18 protein-coding genes are annotated in these 17,733 nt (G+C 45.3%); 9 read left to right on the top strand and 9 right to left on the bottom strand.

Translation table 11 applies throughout. The features are described from left to right. Nucleotides 1–31 precede the first annotated feature (31 nt). The gene (locus tag ECHVI_RS08855; RefSeq protein WP_041739655.1) at nucleotides 32–1,072 is read right to left on the bottom strand and encodes a quinone-dependent dihydroorotate dehydrogenase; all 1,041 of its coding nucleotides are present in this window, start codon (nucleotides 1,070–1,072) and stop codon (nucleotides 32–34) included. A gap of 359 nt (nucleotides 1,073–1,431) precedes the next feature. Here ECHVI_RS08855 and ECHVI_RS08860 point away from each other — a divergent pair, with 359 nt between their 5' ends. Continuing rightward, nucleotides 1,432–3,813 (top strand): glycoside hydrolase family 95 protein, encoded by a 2,382-nt coding sequence (locus tag ECHVI_RS08860; RefSeq protein ID WP_245553459.1) that lies wholly within the window; start codon nucleotides 1,432–1,434, stop codon nucleotides 3,811–3,813. Between the two features lie 86 nt (nucleotides 3,814–3,899). Here the strand turns inward: ECHVI_RS08860 and ECHVI_RS08865 are convergent, their stop codons facing one another. Both ECHVI_RS08865 and xerD read right to left on the bottom strand, forming a co-directional pair. Further along, nucleotides 3,900–4,892, bottom strand: a complete 993-nt coding sequence (locus ECHVI_RS08865; protein WP_015265629.1) for a c-type cytochrome — start codon at nucleotides 4,890–4,892, stop codon at nucleotides 3,900–3,902. Between the two features lie 293 nt (nucleotides 4,893–5,185). Next, on the bottom strand, nucleotides 5,186–6,091 hold the full coding sequence (gene xerD / locus ECHVI_RS08870) for a site-specific tyrosine recombinase XerD (protein WP_015265630.1): 906 nt from the start codon (nucleotides 6,089–6,091) through the stop codon (nucleotides 5,186–5,188). 118 nt (nucleotides 6,092–6,209) lie between these two features. On the opposite strand from xerD, the gene aroQ reads away from it, so the two are divergent. From aroQ to ECHVI_RS08895, 5 genes are all read left to right on the top strand, one after another. Continuing rightward, nucleotides 6,210–6,629 carry a type II 3-dehydroquinate dehydratase gene (gene aroQ, locus ECHVI_RS08875; protein ID WP_015265631.1) on the top strand — a complete coding sequence of 140 codons (420 nt, stop codon included), beginning with the start codon at nucleotides 6,210–6,212 and terminating at the stop codon, nucleotides 6,627–6,629. Between the two features lie 12 nt (nucleotides 6,630–6,641). Continuing rightward, a complete protein-coding gene (locus tag ECHVI_RS08880) occupies nucleotides 6,642–7,697 on the top strand; it encodes an aminotransferase class V-fold PLP-dependent enzyme (RefSeq protein WP_015265632.1) in 1,056 nt (351 codons plus the stop codon). A gap of 57 nt (nucleotides 7,698–7,754) precedes the next feature. Then, nucleotides 7,755–8,333 (top strand): MarC family protein, encoded by a 579-nt coding sequence (locus tag ECHVI_RS08885; protein ID WP_015265633.1) that lies wholly within the window; start codon nucleotides 7,755–7,757, stop codon nucleotides 8,331–8,333. A gap of 75 nt (nucleotides 8,334–8,408) precedes the next feature. Then, on the top strand, nucleotides 8,409–8,861 hold the full coding sequence (rnhA, locus tag ECHVI_RS08890) for a ribonuclease HI (protein WP_015265634.1): 453 nt from the start codon (nucleotides 8,409–8,411) through the stop codon (nucleotides 8,859–8,861). Between the two features lie 47 nt (nucleotides 8,862–8,908). Then, nucleotides 8,909–9,628 carry a tRNA1(Val) (adenine(37)-N6)-methyltransferase gene (locus tag ECHVI_RS08895; protein WP_015265635.1) on the top strand — a complete coding sequence of 240 codons (720 nt, stop codon included), beginning with the start codon at nucleotides 8,909–8,911 and terminating at the stop codon, nucleotides 9,626–9,628. Here ECHVI_RS08895 and ECHVI_RS08900 read toward each other — a convergent pair. Then, the gene (locus ECHVI_RS08900; protein WP_015265636.1) at nucleotides 9,614–10,960 is read right to left on the bottom strand and encodes a saccharopine dehydrogenase family protein; all 1,347 of its coding nucleotides are present in this window, start codon (nucleotides 10,958–10,960) and stop codon (nucleotides 9,614–9,616) included. The two genes, ECHVI_RS08895 and ECHVI_RS08900, sit on opposite strands and share 15 nt — an antisense overlap. Nucleotides 10,961–11,172: 212 nt before the next feature. Here ECHVI_RS08900 and ECHVI_RS08905 point away from each other — a divergent pair, with 212 nt between their 5' ends. Together ECHVI_RS08905 and ECHVI_RS08910 are read left to right on the top strand one after the other, a co-directional pair. Continuing rightward, nucleotides 11,173–11,655, top strand: coding sequence for a cytidine deaminase (locus ECHVI_RS08905; RefSeq protein ID WP_015265637.1), 483 nt, complete (start codon nucleotides 11,173–11,175; stop codon nucleotides 11,653–11,655). Between the two features lie 6 nt (nucleotides 11,656–11,661). Next, nucleotides 11,662–12,312, top strand: coding sequence for an alpha/beta hydrolase (locus ECHVI_RS08910; RefSeq protein ID WP_015265638.1), 651 nt, complete (start codon nucleotides 11,662–11,664; stop codon nucleotides 12,310–12,312). A gap of 4 nt (nucleotides 12,313–12,316) precedes the next feature. Here the strand turns inward: ECHVI_RS08910 and ECHVI_RS08915 are convergent, their stop codons facing one another. From ECHVI_RS08915 to ubiE, 5 genes are all read right to left on the bottom strand, one after another. Continuing rightward, complete coding sequence (locus ECHVI_RS08915; protein WP_015265639.1) at nucleotides 12,317–13,093, bottom strand: ThuA domain-containing protein; 777 nt, start codon at nucleotides 13,091–13,093, stop codon at nucleotides 12,317–12,319. Between the two features lie 33 nt (nucleotides 13,094–13,126). Continuing rightward, complete coding sequence (locus ECHVI_RS08920) at nucleotides 13,127–13,906, bottom strand: M15 family metallopeptidase (RefSeq protein ID WP_015265640.1); 780 nt, start codon at nucleotides 13,904–13,906, stop codon at nucleotides 13,127–13,129. Then, nucleotides 13,906–14,664 carry an SDR family NAD(P)-dependent oxidoreductase gene (locus tag ECHVI_RS08925; protein WP_015265641.1) on the bottom strand — a complete coding sequence of 253 codons (759 nt, stop codon included), beginning with the start codon at nucleotides 14,662–14,664 and terminating at the stop codon, nucleotides 13,906–13,908. The genes ECHVI_RS08920 and ECHVI_RS08925 overlap by 1 nt, the downstream gene beginning before the upstream one ends. 853 nt (nucleotides 14,665–15,517) lie before the next feature. Then, nucleotides 15,518–16,315 carry a type IX secretion/gliding motility protein PorT/SprT gene (porT, locus tag ECHVI_RS08930; protein ID WP_015265642.1) on the bottom strand — a complete coding sequence of 266 codons (798 nt, stop codon included), beginning with the start codon at nucleotides 16,313–16,315 and terminating at the stop codon, nucleotides 15,518–15,520. After that, a complete protein-coding gene (gene ubiE / locus ECHVI_RS08935) occupies nucleotides 16,264–16,986 on the bottom strand; it encodes a bifunctional demethylmenaquinone methyltransferase/2-methoxy-6-polyprenyl-1,4-benzoquinol methylase UbiE (RefSeq protein ID WP_015265643.1) in 723 nt (240 codons plus the stop codon). Before ubiE ends, porT begins: the two co-directional genes overlap by 52 nt. A 126-nt stretch (nucleotides 16,987–17,112) precedes the next feature. Here ubiE and yihA point away from each other — a divergent pair, with 126 nt between their 5' ends. Continuing rightward, nucleotides 17,113–17,718, top strand: a complete 606-nt coding sequence (gene yihA, locus ECHVI_RS08940; RefSeq protein WP_015265644.1) for a ribosome biogenesis GTP-binding protein YihA/YsxC — start codon at nucleotides 17,113–17,115, stop codon at nucleotides 17,716–17,718. Nucleotides 17,719–17,733 lie beyond the last annotated feature (15 nt).

Raw genomic sequence — 17,733 nt, forward strand, 5'->3', positions numbered from 1 at the left:
AGTTAATTGTAATCGACTAATAATTAAAGCATCATTTGTTGTAATACTCCTTAAGGCCTTTCTTGATTGCTTTCATCAATCCCGGTCCTTCGTAAATCATCCCAGAGTATACCTGTACCAAAGAAGCCCCTGCTTCAAGCTTTTCAATGGCGTCTTGTGCACTGAAGATTCCCCCTACGCCGATAATGGGAAACGCTTTTCCAGAATGCTCAGAAAGGTAGCGGATGACTTCCGTGCTTCTTTTTCCGAGGACCTTGCCACTTACTCCTCCTGCGCCCAACGCTTCTACCTGCTGCGGATCTGTTTTGAGTGCAGTTCTGTCAATGGTAGTATTGGTGGCGATCACGCCATCAATTTGGGTTTCCTTGACGATTTCGATGATGTCATCCAGCTGTCCATCGCTCAGGTCCGGGGCTATTTTTAGCAGAATGGGCTTTGGGTGGTCTTTTTGGTCATTGCGCTCCTTTACTACTGAAAGCAGCTCCTTGAGCGGCTCTTTCTCTTGAAGATCCCGGAGATTGGGCGTGTTGGGAGAACTGACATTGACCACAAAATAGTCGACATAGGAATGCAGGCTGTCCAGGCAATACAGGTAGTCTGATGCCGCATGTTCGTTAGGCGTGACCTTGTTTTTGCCGATATTTCCCCCAATAAGGACCTTGGAAGTCCGCTTTTTGAGTCTTTTTACAGCTTCATCCACCCCGCCATTGTTAAAGCCCATGCGATTGATCAAGGCTTCATCTTCAGGAAGTCTAAAAAGTCTGGGCTGGGGGTTTCCGTCTTGGGGCTTGGGGGTCAGGGTGCCAATCTCAATAAAGCCAAACCCCAACATTGCCATCTCATCAATCAACTTGGCATCCTTGTCAAATCCAGCAGCCAATCCTACTGGGTTTCTAAATTTCAGCCCAAACACCTCTCGTTCCAGCGAAGGATGCTCATATCCATACATGGTTTTGAGTACTCCTTTTAGTAGGGGTAAATTAAACGTGGTTTTTGTCATAGAAAAGGTGAAGTGATGGGCTTCTTCCGCACTTTTCTTGAATAAAAATGGCTTTAAAAGGGATTTGTACACAGACATTGTCGATTGATTTATCCGCTAAATTAATTGAATTAGACGAAACCTTCATGATGGAATAATCAATATCTAGAAATCAATTGCGGATAAAGTTCAAAAGCTTCGTTCTAAGCTCCCAGAAGAATCATACTTAAAAGTGCTGGAAGCGAGGAGGCCAAATGGAATGCACACCAGTCTGCCACTAGTACTGATGGCGATGACTATTTTTTTGATAACGTTTAAACGCTGCAAAGATAGTATGGATGTTGGGTAAAGCCCTTGAAAAAATCCCTGAAGTCATCAGTACTATTTTGTGTATATTTACTCATTGAGCCCATGGCAAATTTGATTTCGTAATGATTGACACTAACCCTTTAATGATGCAAAGATTTACCTTGATCCTCGGATTTTTAACAAGCAGTGTGTTTTTTTCCTGCTCTCCGGATACTTCCAAAGACCGTGATGATCGTCCTTCCACTGTGCTTTGGTATGAACAACCTGCCGGTTCATGGGAAGAGGCACTACCCGTCGGAAATGGCCGGCTGGGCGCCATGGTGTTTGGGCAAACGAGCACCGAGAGAATTCAGCTTAATGAAGATTCGATGTGGCCAGGTGCCGCCGATTGGGGAGATAGCAAAGGAAGTCCTGCAGATTTGGCCTCCCTTCGGGCACTGGTGAAGTCCGGAAGGGTTCATGAGGCGGATAAGGAAATTATCGACAAATTTTCTTATAGAGGAATCGTTCGCTCTCATCAGACCATGGGGGATTTGTTTATTGATTTTGGGGATGAAAGGGAAATTCAGCACTACAGGAGACAGTTAAGCCTTGATGATGCCCTTGTATCGGTGCGTTATCAATCAGGAGGGGAACAGTACACCGAGGAGGTGTTCGCTTCTGCCGTAGATGATGCGTTGGTCATTCGGCTGACCACTACAGATGAAGCGGGTATGAATTTCAAGCTTCGTCTGGGCCGGCCAAAAGATGATGGCCACCCCACGGTGAACGTAAATGCTCCAGCAGCAGATGAATTGGTCATGGATGGAGAAGTGACCCAATATAAAGCCGCGAAAGAAGGTCAGCCTACACCGCTGGATTATGGCGTGAAGTTTCAGACCAAACTTAAGGTCGTCACGTCAGGAGGGGCTTCTTCCGCGGAAAATGGGGAGCTTCGTTTGGAAGGCGTAAAGGAGGCCGTGATTTATTTGGTATGTAATACTTCTTACTACGAGGATGATTATGCGTCAAAAAATGAAAAGACGCTTCAGAAGTTGGGGACAAAGGGCTTTGACGAACTGCTTTTAGCACATCAAGAGGATTTCGATGAATATTATTCCAGGGTATCCCTTGATTTGGGAGGCCATGCGCTTGATACTTTGCCCACTGACAAGCGCTTGAAAAGGGTTCAAGATGGTCGTAAGGACGAAGGATTGGCGGCAGCTTTGTTCCAATATGGGCGGTATTTGCTTATTTCATCTTCCCGACCCGGCACCAACCCGGCAAATTTGCAAGGGATTTGGAACAAGGATATCGAGGCGCCTTGGAATGCGGATTACCATCTTAACATCAATTTGCAAATGAATTATTGGCCGGCAGGCCCTACCCATCTGCCAGAGATGCATCTTCCACTTTTTGATTATGTGGATCAATTGATCCAACGAGGGAAAATTACGGCGAAGGAGCAATATGGGGTTGAGCGGGGAAGTGTGGTGCACCATGCATCTGATTTATGGGCAGCTCCATGGATGCGTGCAAACAGGGCCTATTGGGGCGCATGGATACACGGAGGAGGCTGGATATCCAGGCATTATTGGGAGTATTTTCAATTTACAGGTGATACCACTTTCCTGAAAGAGCGGGGATATCCTGCGTTGAAGGAATTTGCGGCATTTTATATGGATTGGCTCCAGAAAGATGATCAAACAGGATTATATGTCTCCTATCCTGAAACGTCGCCGGAAAATTCTTATTTGGCTGCCGATGGTCAGCCTGCAGCGATCTCTTATGGAGCAGCGATGGGACATCAAATCATCAGTGATGTGTTTCAAAACACCCTTTCAGCCGCCAAGGTACTTTCCATAGAAGATGACTTTACCGAAGAGGTGAGCGGGAAATTGGCGAAGCTATATCCCGGAGTGGGCATCGGGCCTGATGGAAGGATTTTGGAATGGAACGAGCCTTATGAAGAACCGGAAAAAGGACACCGGCATATGTCCCATCTTTATGCCCTTCATCCAGGAGATGATATTACGGAGGATATTCCAGAGGCCTTTGCCGGTGCCCAAAAGACCATCGATTACCGCCTTCAGCACGGCGGCGCAGGTACCGGGTGGAGCAGGGCCTGGATGATCAATTTTAACGCGAGGCTGCTGGATAGTAAGTCTGCTGAAGAAAACCTCTACAAACTCTTGCAGGTTTCTACCGCCAAAAACCTCTTTAATGAGCATCCACCGTTTCAGATAGACGGTAACTTTGGTTTTACCGCTGGAGTAGCAGAGCTATTACTGCAGTCGCATGAAGGATTCCTTCGTATTCTTCCAGCGCTGCCCGAAAGCTGGCAAAGCGGGAGTGTAAAAGGTCTGGTGGCCAGGGGGAATATAGAAGTTGATATGATTTGGGAAGGAGGCCAGCTATTGAAGCTCGGACTGAAGAGCGCGACCAACCAGACCAAGCCTATACTGTACAATGGGAAGAAAATGTCCGTGACCCTTTCAGCAGATGAAAAGGTTTGGCTGGATAAGGATCTTAATGTCGTGAGGTAATTAATTTGTAATCAGTGTTAGGTAGCCCTGATAGCAGGGCTTAAAACAATAGTGGCATAAGGACAGGCTGTAGAGGAGGTCTCTAGTTATTCAGTGTTAGAATTTATCTTGGCAAACGTTACTTTTTCGATTGGGTTGTTGATCGGTTCCAAAGATCTAAGATACTCATAGATTGAAGCTAAGTCTGTTGTATCCATACCAGCATACATGGTCCAAGGCATGATGGTTTGGAATTCTCCTTCACCGACTTTTGTTGGGGTATATAGCTCAGGGGAATATTGCTTAAATTGCCGTACAAAATCCTCCTTTGACTTATTACCCAATCCTGTGGAGTGAAAGGTTAAATTGGAGGATCTTACTATATTTCCATTAGGAGAGGGGAATGCTCTTCCTCCTCCTAAATATGGGCCTACGAATTTTCCTTTTTCGAATTTGGTGTGGCATTCACCACATGCTGCAGCGGTGACCAAATATTCACCATATGCTATTACATCTTCTTTATTGGGTCGTGTAGTGGGGGTAGCTTTACTTGGCATGGTCCTTATAATGAAATTAACTGGGAAATCGATCTCTCTTGGGGGAATGTTACTTTTTTGGGGGGCTAGGGTCCTAATGTATGCGATGACTGCCTTAATGTCTTCGGGGTCAAGTTTTCCGTAACTTTGGTAGGGCATTACGGGAAATATGGGCTCACCATTCTTTTTAACTCCAGTAGTGATCAATCGGTAAAGTTCACCATCTGTCCAGTTTCCTATCCCCTCAGGAGTGATGTTGGGGGATACAAAGACTCCTGGAAGTCCCATGGACCTATCGAATCGATCGCCACCTAAACCTTTAGTGCCCGGGTGAGGAGGTCCGGAGAATAGGGAGTAGTTACGGTCGGAGTGACAATCCATGCAGAGCATAACGTGATTCGCTAAATACTCTCCTCGGGCTATTTGTTCAGTGCTTCCCTCTATTTCCAATTCCTCAGGATCTCCTACATTGGGCAGAACAGTTTTCATATAGATACCTGCTATAATCAAAATCGCTATAAATATGGCTGTTCCATAAAGTATAATCTTAGCTAGTTTTTTCATGGTGCTGGAGTGGTTAAAAACACTATAATTTAGTGTGTATTAGTGGGTTATCAAAAAAATAATATCTCCTATGGTTATGGGCGGGGATTTAAAAAAATGACACATGGTATATTTTATTCTTAGGATAAGACTAATTTTAGTATTTTTAGTCTCAATAAGTATAATTGATTCTAGTTTTTTGAATGTATAAATGGAATGAAAAACATTTTTATATCGATGAAATACTTTCGTTATAATGTTTAATAGCTGTTTAGTCGGTCATGAAATTCTTTGGTGGTATCGATTGCCCCTTTTTATTTTCTAGGATGGAAATCGGTCAATACCTGCCGTAAATATTCCCGGTCCAGGTGTGTGTAGATTTCCGTGGTGGTGATGCTTTCGTGGCCCAGCATCTCTTGGACGGCCCTAAGGTCCGCTCCTCCCTCAATCAGGTGAGTGGCAAAGCTATGCCTAAACGTGTGGGGGCTAACCTTCTTTTTGATGCCGACTTCTTCGACCAGTTTTTTGATGAAAATAAACACCATCACTCGGGTCATCTTTTTGCCCCGCCTATTCAGAAAAACGTATTCCTCATGCCCCGGAGCGATCTTTTGATGGTTCCTGACTTCATCTAAATACAGTTTTAGGTAGCGCAAGGCATCTTTTCCTACGGGGACCAAGCGTTCTTTATTGCCTTTGCCAAGGATCCTCAGAAAACCAATGTCTGAATAGACCATGCCCAGTTTGAGTTCTACCAGCTCGGATACCCGCAGCCCGCTGCTGTACAGGACTTCTAGCATGGCCCTGTTCCGGTGGCCTTCTGGCGTCCCGAGTTTGATGCCTTCCAGAAGTTTGACGATTTCTTCATAACTGAGGGTGTCGGGAAGTTTCCTCCCTAGTTTTGGTGCTTCCAGCAAGATCGCGGGATCTTCTTCCAGTTTGTCCTCATAGACCATAAATTTAAAAAATGCCTTTACTCCTGAGATTACGCGAGCCTGTGTGTATTCTGAAATTCCCAAGCTGGCCAGTTCGCTCACAAAAGCTCTCAGATGATTTAATTGGGTGGTCAAGGGAGTGATGCCAGGAAAAGCATCCTTCATGAATGCGGAAAGCTTTTCCATATCTCGACGATAGGCTGAGATGGAATTTTTACTGAGGGAGCGCTCGATCTTCAAATAGTATTCAAATTGCTTGATGTGATTTTCCCAAGAGTCGGCCATAAGTGCATCTTTTCTGTCCAAAGATAAAATTAAAGCCCCACTTTTTTATCCATTTCCTGCTTCCAATGCTTAACTTTGATCAAAATTTGGGATAGCATACTTCAAACCATTTAAAATTTTGAAAATACTGATCATTAACGGCCCTAACCTGAACCTTTTGGGCAAAAGAGAACCGGAAATCTATGGCAGCAAATCCTTTGAAGACTTCTTTGGAGAGCTGGAGACAACTTTTTCCAATATCTCCCTGAGCTATTATCAAAGCAATGTAGAAGGAGAATTGGTCAATAAAATTCACGAAGTGGGATTTACCTACGATGCCATTTTGCTGAATGCAGGAGCTTATACGCATACTTCAGTGGCGATTTCTGATGCCATCGCAGGCGTCACGACTCCTGTTATGGAAATCCACATATCAAACATCTACAAAAGGGAAACCTTCAGGCACAAAAGCATTATTTCTAAAGAGTGCATCGGTATGATCGCTGGGCTTGGTCTCAAGGGCTATGCACTGGGCATTCAGTATTTTCTTGAAAACTAACACCTATCAAAAATGATTACATTCGCTCCAGGGCCATCTAAGGTCTATGACCAGCTGGCACAATACCTTCAGGATGCTTTTGACCAAGGCATCATGAGCGCCAATCACAGAAGCGCGACCTTTATGAATCTCTATCAGGAAACGGAAACGCTGATCAAGGAAAAGCTTCATGTTCCTGAGGATTACAAATTGCTGTTTACCTCCAGTGCCACCGAAAACTGGGAGATCATCGCCCAGTCCATCGTGGAAAGTGCAAGTTTTCATATTTATTCAGGGTCTTTTGGGAAGAAATGGCTGAATTTTGCGCAGCACTTAAATGCCGATACCCAGTCTCTTAAGCTGGATACGGAAACGGAATTGGACGTGGCAGGATTGGAGATCGATGAAAAATTTGACCTTATTGCCATTACCCAGAACGAGACTTCCAATGCCACAGAGGTGAGCAATGAACTGATTCGCCAAGTGGGGAAAAAATTTCCCAACAAAATGATTGCAGTGGATACGACTTCTTCCATGGCCGGTATTGAGCTGGACTTTGCTGCTGCGGATATTTGGTATGCTTCTGTACAAAAGTGCTTTGGACTCCCTGCAGGGCTTGGGCTGCTCCTGCTATCTCCTAAGGCCATTGAAAAATGCCAACGGAAAGGAGAGCAAGGCCGGTACAATAGCTTGGGCTTTATGCTTGAAAATGCCGCCAATTACCAAACCCACTATACCCCCAATGTGCTAGGCATTTACTTGCTAAAGCGTAGCCTGGAGGACCGACCTGAGATACAGGAAACCGATAAAATGCTGCGTGATCGTATGCGGCAACTGGAAAATACGATTGCCCAGTCGGATAAGCTGATGATGCTGGTGCAAAACCCCAATACCCGAAGCAAGACGGTCATGGGGATTTCCGGTACGGAAGAATTTATCAAGCAAGTCAAGAAGACGGCAGAGGAAAAAGGAATGCAAATGGGCAGCGGGTACGGCCCTTTAAAGCCGACCAGCTTCCGTATCGCTAACTTTCCCGCCATTACAGATGGGGAGTTTGAAAAATTATTGACCTTCTTAAAAGAGTATTAATCCATAAATTGAAATTATTCAAAATTTAAATTCTAATTTCGCGCAAAAATTTAGATAATGTTTGATTTCAAAGAAGTTATTTCGGTTTCATTGATCTTGTTTTCGGTCATTGATATCTTGGGGTCTATCCCCATTATCATCAATCTGCGCCGTAAATCAGGCCATATCCAGTCGGAGAAAGCGACCATCGTGGCGGGGATATTGATGGTTTTATTTCTTTTATTGGGAAAAAACATCCTAAACCTGTTTGGGATAGGAGTGGATGATTTTGCCATTGCGGGTGCCTTGATCATTTTTGCACTGGGGGCAGAGATGATCTTGGGCGTTGAGATTTTCAAGCCCGATCCTGAGGCCGACGCATCGAGCACGTCGATTGTTCCGATTGCTTTTCCGCTCATCGCAGGCGCAGGGACGATGACGACGATCCTGACCCTCAAGGCTGAATTTCACCAAATCAACATAGCCATAGGGATTCTGATCAATTTGGTCGTCGTGTACATGGTGCTGAAGAGTACCACATGGCTGGAGAGAAAACTAGGAAAAACAGGCTTGGATGTGCTCAGAAGGATTTTCGGAATCATCTTGCTGTCGATTGCGATCAAAATCTTTAAGACGAATCTATTTGATAACTTCTAGGTGTTTATATAAAATACCCAGAATGTCAATTAACATGTCAGCTAGAAATGGCTGACATTTTTTTTACTTTTGGGCATGATTTTGATTTATACAGATGGCGCGGCCAAAGGAAACCCCGGGAATGGAGGGTACGGAACAATCTTGAAATTCAGGCAACATGAAAAAGAACTGTCGGAAGGATTTCGTCTGACGACCAACAATCGAATGGAGTTATTGGCGGTCATCAAGGGACTGGAGGCCATCAAGGTAGATGGAATCCCCGTAAAAGTTTACTCGGACAGTAAATACGTGGTGGATGCGATCACCAAGGGGTGGATTTGGAGCTGGCAGAAAAAGGGGTTCAAGGATAAAAAGAACGTGGACCTGTGGAAGCGCTATATTCCCCTGCACAATAAATACAAACCGCAATTTCAATGGGTGAAGGGGCATGCCGGCCATCCAGAAAACGAACGCTGTGACCAACTGGCTGTCGCTGCAGCTGAATCGTCCAAGCTTTTGGTAGACGAGGCGTACGAGAGAGAAAATTAGGTTTTGTACTTTGGCGTCTGTCCATGTCAAAAGAGAAATAGTCAATCATGGCCAATACTTATTTTCAGTTTAAGCAGTTTACCATTCACCAGGATCATTGTGCCATGAAGGTGAGCACTGATGCTGTTGTTCTTGGGGCTTTAGCCAAGCATGCATCACCAAATAGCATTTTGGATATTGGGAGTGGTACTGGTGTGATTACCCTGATGCTTGCTCAGCGGTTTCCTGAAGCTACCGTACAGGGGATTGAACTGGACGAAGCGGCCGCCAGCCAGTCAAGGAGAAATGTCCAAAAAAGCCCTTGGCCAGGACGTGTGGAGATAAAGTGTATGCGTTTTCAGGCGTTTGAAAAAGAGTCCACTGAAAATTATCCGCTTATCGTCAGCAATCCTCCTTACTTTCCCAAGCATCATAAGTCTGCAGATTTACAGCGAAACCTGGCACTGCATAACGACGAGCTGTCATTTGGTGATTTGATAAAGGGAGTTGTGAAGCGTCTTGATAAAAATGGAGGGTTTTTTTGGGTGATACTGCCGCCCCAGCAAATGAAGGAGCTGGATAAAATCGCGCGCTTCTTTGGGTTACATGCGCAGGAGTGGTATGAGTTGAAGGACAGGCCGTCTACCAAAACGTTGCGGCACATCAAGTCATTCAGTTTTAATGCGAAGCCATCGCCTGAAATGAATACCATCTGTATTAAAAATGAGGATTTTACTTATACGGCAAGTTACCAAAACTTGCTTAAGGATTTTTTATTGACCTTTTAGGATGACTGCTTCCTCATCGAAGGTAATGCCATTATTGGCCAATAGTTTCAGGACAGGTAAATAAATTTCTTCTTTTATGGGAAGGTGGAGCCCCCGAAGTGGAATTTCCCCTTCCAAGAAGAGGTCAACGGCAGCAGCCAAAGGGAGTCCAACGGTTTTGGCCATCGCAGTATATTCATGATTTTCGCCTTTAATGATCATGCTGGAGGTGATGCTTTTTTTGGTACCAGAAGGGCTTACCGTTTCAAGTTGATGCTGCATGACCACCATGTCCTTGTCGGAGGGAGAAAGGTTCCATTTGTCCTCCAGGATCGCCTGTAATATCACTGCTGGGCTCCCCTTAAATAATGAAAGGGGCGTATGGTCAAACAATCCTAGCCAAGCCAATTTCTCTATGATCTCCTTATCCACCCAAGGTAATAGCCGCTGGATTTTCTCTTCCAAACGGTGCACGGGATCATAGGGGAGAAAGGCATTGGTGAACATCCGCATGGTGAAATCGTGTGGCAAATCCATCTCAAACGAATCGTCCGTCAATCCCAGCTGGACCAGGACATCCCAGCTTTTACAAAAACCGGCCCTTCGTAGGGTGCCCCGTATGATCGTAGGAATACCCTCCAGCCCATACACACCCCGGTAATTCAGGGAGTCCCTATTGGCATAGCCATCGAAATCACCTTCTTCCTTAAAGGAGATCAGGTCTGTCCTTCTGAAAAGCATGTGATACGGAATGAACTTGTAACGTCCGTTCCTGATAAACCGCGAGGTACTTTGCCCTGCCAGGACAACATTTCTCGGGTTCCACGTAAATTTATACTTCCATGGATTATCCGCTTCACTTTCGGAGGAGAGCAATCCACCGCAATAGGATTTGAAAAGGACGATTTGGTTTCCTTCGGCTTTTTCGGCGTCGATCAGCTTCATGGCGGACATGTGATCGATTCCCGGATCCAGGCCACACTCATTCAGAAAAAACAGGTTATGGGCAGTTATTTCCTTGGCAAGCTCCTTCATTTCAGCGGACTCGTAAGATGCGGAGAAAAAATGCTTTCTTTCGGTTACGGCTGCTTTTGCCACTAATGGGTGTAAAAAGGCCGGAACCATGGAGACCACTATGTCCACTTGCTTGATAAGTGTGTGCAGTTTCCTTTTGTCATGGATGTCTATACTTGCCGCCTCCCCTGAAGGGTGTCCGGCAAGTTTCTTCTCTGCCACCTTTGCATCCACATCAGCAAGTATCACTTTACGATTCTTGGCCGGTGCGTCCTTCAGCAAGAAATCTACCAGTACTTTGGAGGATTTGCCGGCTCCGATGATCAGAATTGTCTTCATTTTGAGTTTATTGGGTTAAGTATATGAAGATGAACATTTAATCTTTGACCTTAAAATATTTTAATGGAAATTAGTTGGGCGCAAAAAAAGCTCCCGCTTAAACCAAGCCGAAGGGGAGGATCGTTAGAATAACTGCTGAAAATGCCTTTGCGAAAGTGGAGACATTAAGGTATAAAAAATAGAACAGAGCGCGCCAACTAAATTCACATGATATGAGTGAAAAGATTGAACAAAAGGTAATATTACATTTACTTGATATAAATGAGCTTAGTGAATCAGAGATTGCGCTGCTGGAGAAAGCAAAAAAAGCAATGAAAAATGCTTATGCTCCGTATTCTCATTTCGGGGTAGGCGCTGCGTTGTTGATGGAGGATGGACAGATTTTGGCTGCCAATAACCAGGAAAATGCCTCTTTTCCCGTTGGGGTATGTGCCGAGCGGGTGCTGCTGGGATTTGCCCATGCCAATTTTCCTGAGCTCAGGCCGCTGAAGATCATGATTGTAGCGCAGCGGTTCCATGAAGCAGGCTTTGCTACCGTTTCCCCGTGTGGCCTGTGCCGCCAGACGATCAATGAGTACGAGGTTAAATTTGGCCGGCCCATTGAGATTTTAATGCTCACCCCTGAGGGTAAGGTCCTCAAGGCAGCAAATGTCAGCCAGCTCCTACCGTTTAAATTTGATGACTTAAATAGTTAAATCCCCATGTATCAACATGTGTCGTATGAAGCTACAGGTGCATATGCCACCTCCCAATTGCCCCTAGGAGATGAAACTGATTTATGGATAATTCTTCATGGATATGGCCAGCTAGCACCTTATTTTCTCAGGAAATTTAAAAGCCAGTTTACCGATCACCGGCTCTTTGTAGCCCCAGAAGCACAAAACCACGGTTATCTTAAGGGATTTTCGGGGCGTGTAGGTGCCAACTGGATGACCAAACACGAAAGGGAAATCGACATCCTTAATAACCACCGGTTTTTAAATCAGGTGTTGGCCAAAAACCTGGGCCAGTTTTCCGGCTCTCCGTCGATTCATATTTTGGGGTTCTCCCAAGGCTGTGCGACGGCGACCCGTTGGGCTGCTGCACTTTCCAGTCCCATCAAAAGCCTGACCCTCTGGGGAGGGGGCTTTGCACATGACATGGATTTCGGAGAGGCTTCAAACAAGTTTTCAGACACGGACGTTCGGTTTGTGGAGGGGGATAGTGATGCGTTCGTAACTGCGGAGAAAAAGCTTGAGCAAGAAGAATTCCTTGCAAAAATGAACATGAAAAAAGAAACGATCCTTTACAAGGGAGGACATGATATTTATGAAACTCCATTGAAAAAGATCGTTTCACTAGCCGAAGCTTAAGGGATTATTCGATGGGATACCCTTTGGCAGCCCACCAGATGCCTCCATAAACGTGGTCCAGAAAATCCTCATCTTCATAGGCTGCTTCTACGTGGCCGAGGGCCGTGTAGAAAACCCTTCCTCCATCGTATTCATGGTACCAAGACATGGGATGAACCTCGCCCATGGCCATTGATTTTCCGTCCCTGGAGCCAGGATCATAGGAAGTTTCGTCCAGCTGCAAAAGGATGTGAACATCCTCGTTGAAGTTTTTAAATGCATACCATTCGTCCGTCCAAAGCCACTTTTCGTTGAGGTGGTAAGTGGCGGGATGGTTTCTGTCCACGACGTTTAGCCTGGCCGTCTGTTGAGCAGGGTGGTGCATGAATTGGCCGCCGATCAGCTTGGTATACCAGTCCCAGTTGTACTCGGTGTCGGTAGCACTGTGGATGCCTACGACGCCCTTTCCGCTTTGGACAAAACGTTTAAATGCTTCTTTTTGCTCATCAGAAAGGATGTCACCAGTGGTGCTCGCCATGATGATGACATCATAATCTTTTAAAGACTTATCATTGAAGATGGTAGCGTCTTCTGTCGCGTAAACACTGAATACACGGGTGTCGGCCATGTCCTTTAGTGCTTTGACTGCATTGGGAATGGATTGGTGCCTAAATCCTTGGGTTTTGCTAAAGATTAGGGCCTTAAATTGTCCTCGCTGGCCAAAGGACTGATCTGCCAGGAGAAAGGTGATCATAAGCGTGAAAAAGCCGATAAGCCATGGCTTTTGATGAGTGAGCTTCATTGGTTATTATTTTAGGTTTAACGTATTGGTTGATTATTCTACAATTTTATAACGACTTTTGGCTTCCTGAAGGCTGAAGGCATTAAAGTGCCACCACTCGGAGCCAATTTCAGAAAATCCAGCTTTGTTCATAGCTGCTCGAAGGATTTTGCGGTTGTTGACCTGCTGAGCAGTGATTTTGCCCGCGGCAAGCATCTGCTCTTCCCGGTCGGGATAGGCAGGGTAACCGAAATAGTCATAGTGGGTACCCATATCCAATGGCTTGCCAGTGGAGCGGTTTGCCAACGTCAGGTCCACGGCGACACCGTAATTATGAAGGCTGCCCTTTTGGGGATTGGCTACGTATAAAGGCTTAAGGCTGTCGGGCTTGTCAAGGTCATCCCAAAGGATTTGTTGGACAGACCGGGGCCTCACCCCATCGTAAATCAGGAACGTCAAATCGGAATGCTCCTTTTGTAGGTTGGTGAGGGCTTCCTTGAGCATTTTGACCACCTCTGGCTGTAGGTAGCAATTTACCAATGGCCCATACACGTCCTTTCCGAAAAAATTGTCCGTTGTGCTGTATTTTAGCTCCACAAAAACTTCCGGGAGTTGGGCTTTTACATTCACCAGTCCTGCCACGATAAGCCCCTTTTCCAGCTTGCCCAAGGAATCCTTGGGGGCAGTAACCGGTTCCTTGGCTGTCGTGGGATCGAGGTCCTTGATGGCCGAAGGGGTGACCGACTTGTCGGCGGCGCTTTCAGATTGGTGGCCTGTTCGACCATTACAGGCCATGACCATAGCTAAAATAAAAAGATATAAAAGATGACGCATTAGGATTGGTCTTTATAAACGGTGTTACTGTTGGCCTGCTTTCCTGCCAGTACGGTGATGTCGGTCATGACCACATGTGCCGGTCTGGTGACGGCAAAGTGGACGATGTCAGCAATATCTTCTGGCTTTAGGGGCTCAAATCCCTCATAAACGTGTTTTGCCCTTTCTTCATCTCCTTTAAACCGGACCAACGAAAATTCGGTCTCGACCAAGCCCGGATGAATGCCTGTCACACGGATGTTGTATTTGGTCAAGTCCAGTCGCATTCCTTTGGTGATGGCGTCCACGGCATGCTTGGAGGCACAATAGACGTTTCCGTTTGGATAGACTTCCTTGGCAGCGATAGAGCCAATATTCACAATATGCCCGGCTTTTTTGTCAATCATGCCCGGCATGACCTTTTTGGAAACGTATAGCAATCCCTTTACATTGATGTCCATCATGGCATCCCAATCCGCGGGGTCTCCTTCTTGAATGGGATCTAGCCCATGGGCGTTTCCAGCATTATTGATCAATACATCAATGTCGCTCCATGGTTTTGGTAGGCTGTCTAGTGCAGCGTCCACTGCTGCTTTATCTCGAACATCAAACACCAAATAGTGATAATCGACTGATGGGGACAGCTTACTTTGCAGCGCTTGGAGACGTTCTTCACGTCTGCCAGTGGCAATTATGTTATAACCGGAATTTGATAATGCTATGGCACATTCCCGGCCGATACCGGAGGTCGCTCCTGTGATTAAGGCAATTTTATTCATATGCTTAATTTAGCGCAATTAGACGTGTAATAAAAAGAAAGTTATAAGAATGGCTTCCATCATGCACCAATGCCCCTTAATTTAAGATGAATTACACGGTGCTATCATTCAAAACCCAGTCCATCTCAGGGAAGTGGGATCAAGCAATATTTCTGGGAAATGTTTTTCGACATGTTCTTATGAAAGAAAATTTCAAACCGCTAAAACGATGCTTTTCCTCTATCCGCTCGAATGGGTTTTAGCGGGAAGTTGTGGGAAATAGGACGGTCAATGAGGCTAAAACGGAAAACGTTGAATGGGTTAATTTACCATGGGCTTCATCCATGGCTACGAATGTGCCGAGATTGTTTCAAAAATAATTAATCCGTCATCACGAGCGGAGTGAAGTGATCTAGATGTGCTTTGATTGCACGTATGACGAGATTGCTTCTTCCGATATCCATCGGAATCGCAATGACGAGAACTTATGAGATAACCTCTGGTTTTCGAGTTTACATCAAGCACCATACCACGGATCAAGCAATATTTCTAGGGGCAACTTTGTTTAAAAGGATGCTGTTTCGACTATGAACTGGATGAATCTAGGCTTTGCCGAGAATTCCTCTTCATAGCCAAAGGCATGGGCATCGTAAACTTTTAAGTCAAGTAAGCTACTGATAAAAGATTTGAACGCGGATTTACCATTTCTTATGCATCCTATCTGTGTTTATCAGCGTTCATCCATGGCCAAATAACAACCAAAGGTGGGGGAGAACATATTTACCCATCGAAATAGGCTAGCCCCCATCTTTTCTGCTTGATCCGGAAAGTGGATGAATGGAATGGGGTTGGGAAACCCAGAAATAAGGTCGGCTTACTGAAAGTTTAAATAGACGGTAATGGACTTGCGACGTAGTTCGTCGATGGCACCGGCAAAACGTTGGTCGGAGGTTTCGGATTTGTAGATATTGCTCAAGCCATGCGAAAACCTTATTTCAGGAGAAAACTTAAAGAACTTGAAATAAAAATCGAATCCCATGCCCAGCTCCAAGGCCACATCTTTGCTTTTGAGCACCAACTGATCAGCGTCGGCTTCATCTTGGGACTTGGTGCGAAACATGGGGTTGGCCCCGGCCACGAAGAACATACGTGTGTTGTCAAACCGCATGGACTTATATTTGATGAGCAAAGGCATTTCGACCATGGTCATTTCCGTGATGGTCGTTTCGGTATATGGCATGCCATCGCCGGGGACTATTAAGTCTTCCCAAACCACCCCTCCGTTATTGGCAAAGTAAGTGATGTCTGTTTGAAATTCGTAAAAACCTACCTTGGGAGTTCCGGTTAAGGTGAGTTGGTCGTGCAGGCGCATTTTCAATAAGAAGCCCAAAGAAAATCCCGGCGAGAACACCGGTTGGATGCTTCGGATATTGGCAAATGCAGGATTTTCAGGGTCCATGAAGGCTTCACTGTACTTTAAGCGGAGGCTTGAAGTATGGGCCGCCAGGAAAAAACCGTAGCTTAAAAATTGGTCATCTTGGCCAGATTTATTGATAGGCCTGTAGTGGTCCTGTGCCAAAGCAGAAGACCATGAGCCTATCAGGAGCAGAAAAACAAGGGCTATTTTTCTCCAATATAAATCGAACTTATGCCAAAGGTTAAGGGTCTGCATTTTGTGTTTTTAAATCCGACTTTTTCCAGTACTGCCAGGAATTTGTCTCCATCGGGGAAGGCTTGTACAGATTCTGGTAAATATGTATAAGCCGATTGATCCTTGGAAACAAGTTTTCCTATCTGAGGTAAAATATACTTGAAATAAAAGTTGTATCCTTGTTTAAACGGAAACTTTTTGGGCTTAGAAAATTCTACGATAACAGTTTTGCCGCCCGGCTTCAATACGCGGTGCATATCTGCCAATCCCTTTTCAAGGTTTTCGAAGTTCCTTACTCCAAAAGAAACGATGACAGCATCAAATTTATTTTCTTCAAAAAGCAACTTTTCAGAATCGCCCATCTGTAATTCGATCAGGTGGTCGAGCTTTTTGTTCTTGATTTTCTTTTTGCCTTCGGCCAGCATTCCCTCAGAGATGTCTACGCCGATTACTTTTTCGGGGTTAAGGGCCAGTGCCTCGATGGCAAAATCACCCGTGCCCGTGGCAATGTCCAAAATCACCTTCGGTTGGTCCTTTTGGAGCATCTTGATGGCCTTTTTTCGCCAGGTGATGTCGATTCCCAAGCTCAAGAGGTGGTTCAGCAGGTCATAGCGCTTGCTGATATTGTTAAACATGTTGGCCACTTGGGCCTTTTTTCCGTCTTGCTGATCTTTGTAGGGAACTACTGACATGGGATTTGAATACTGTTTGAGTGCGCAATATTACTAAGTAAACACGAGCAATGGAAAAATGTTAACCATTAATTGGTTGTCAGGTTTTAACAGGAAAGGCTTACCTTTGTACAAAATAACGTAGCGATGATAAAAAAGGCGACATTTTTAACCAGTAATTCTGATTTCAGGAATTGTCCAGACCCCACCAAGCCGGAGTTTGCTTTTATTGGCAGGTCCAATGTGGGCAAGAGTTCCCTGATCAATATGCTGGCCAATAATAAAAACCTGGCCAAAACATCCGGTAAGCCAGGAAAGACGCAGCTTATCAATCATTTTGATGCAGAGGGGAAATGGTGGATCGTGGATTTGCCCGGATACGGTTTTGCACAAGTAAGTAAAAGCATCAAGGCAGATTGGGAAAAGATGATCAAGGGCTACTTGACCAGCCGTCCCAACCTCAAAGCCACCTTTGTATTAATTGATAGCCGTCTGGATCCACAGAAGAGGGATTTGGATTTCATTCTTTGGTGTGCCCAGAACGGTGTTCCCATTGTGTTGGTGTTTACCAAGGCCGATAAGCTATCGGTCAGCAAGGTGAAAGGAAATGTCAATAAGTTTCTTGCGGCTTCGCAGGTGATCTTTGAAGAGCCTCCGTTGTATTTTGTGACTTCCTCTACCACTGCAGTGGGGCGGGAAGAACTGGTAGGGTTTATGGAAGAAGTTGCCGAGGAATTTGACCCGGAAAATTAAATTAACTTGGGCTTT

The organism is Echinicola vietnamensis DSM 17526 (assembly GCF_000325705.1).
GTDB lineage: Bacteria > Bacteroidota > Bacteroidia > Cytophagales > Cyclobacteriaceae > Echinicola > Echinicola vietnamensis.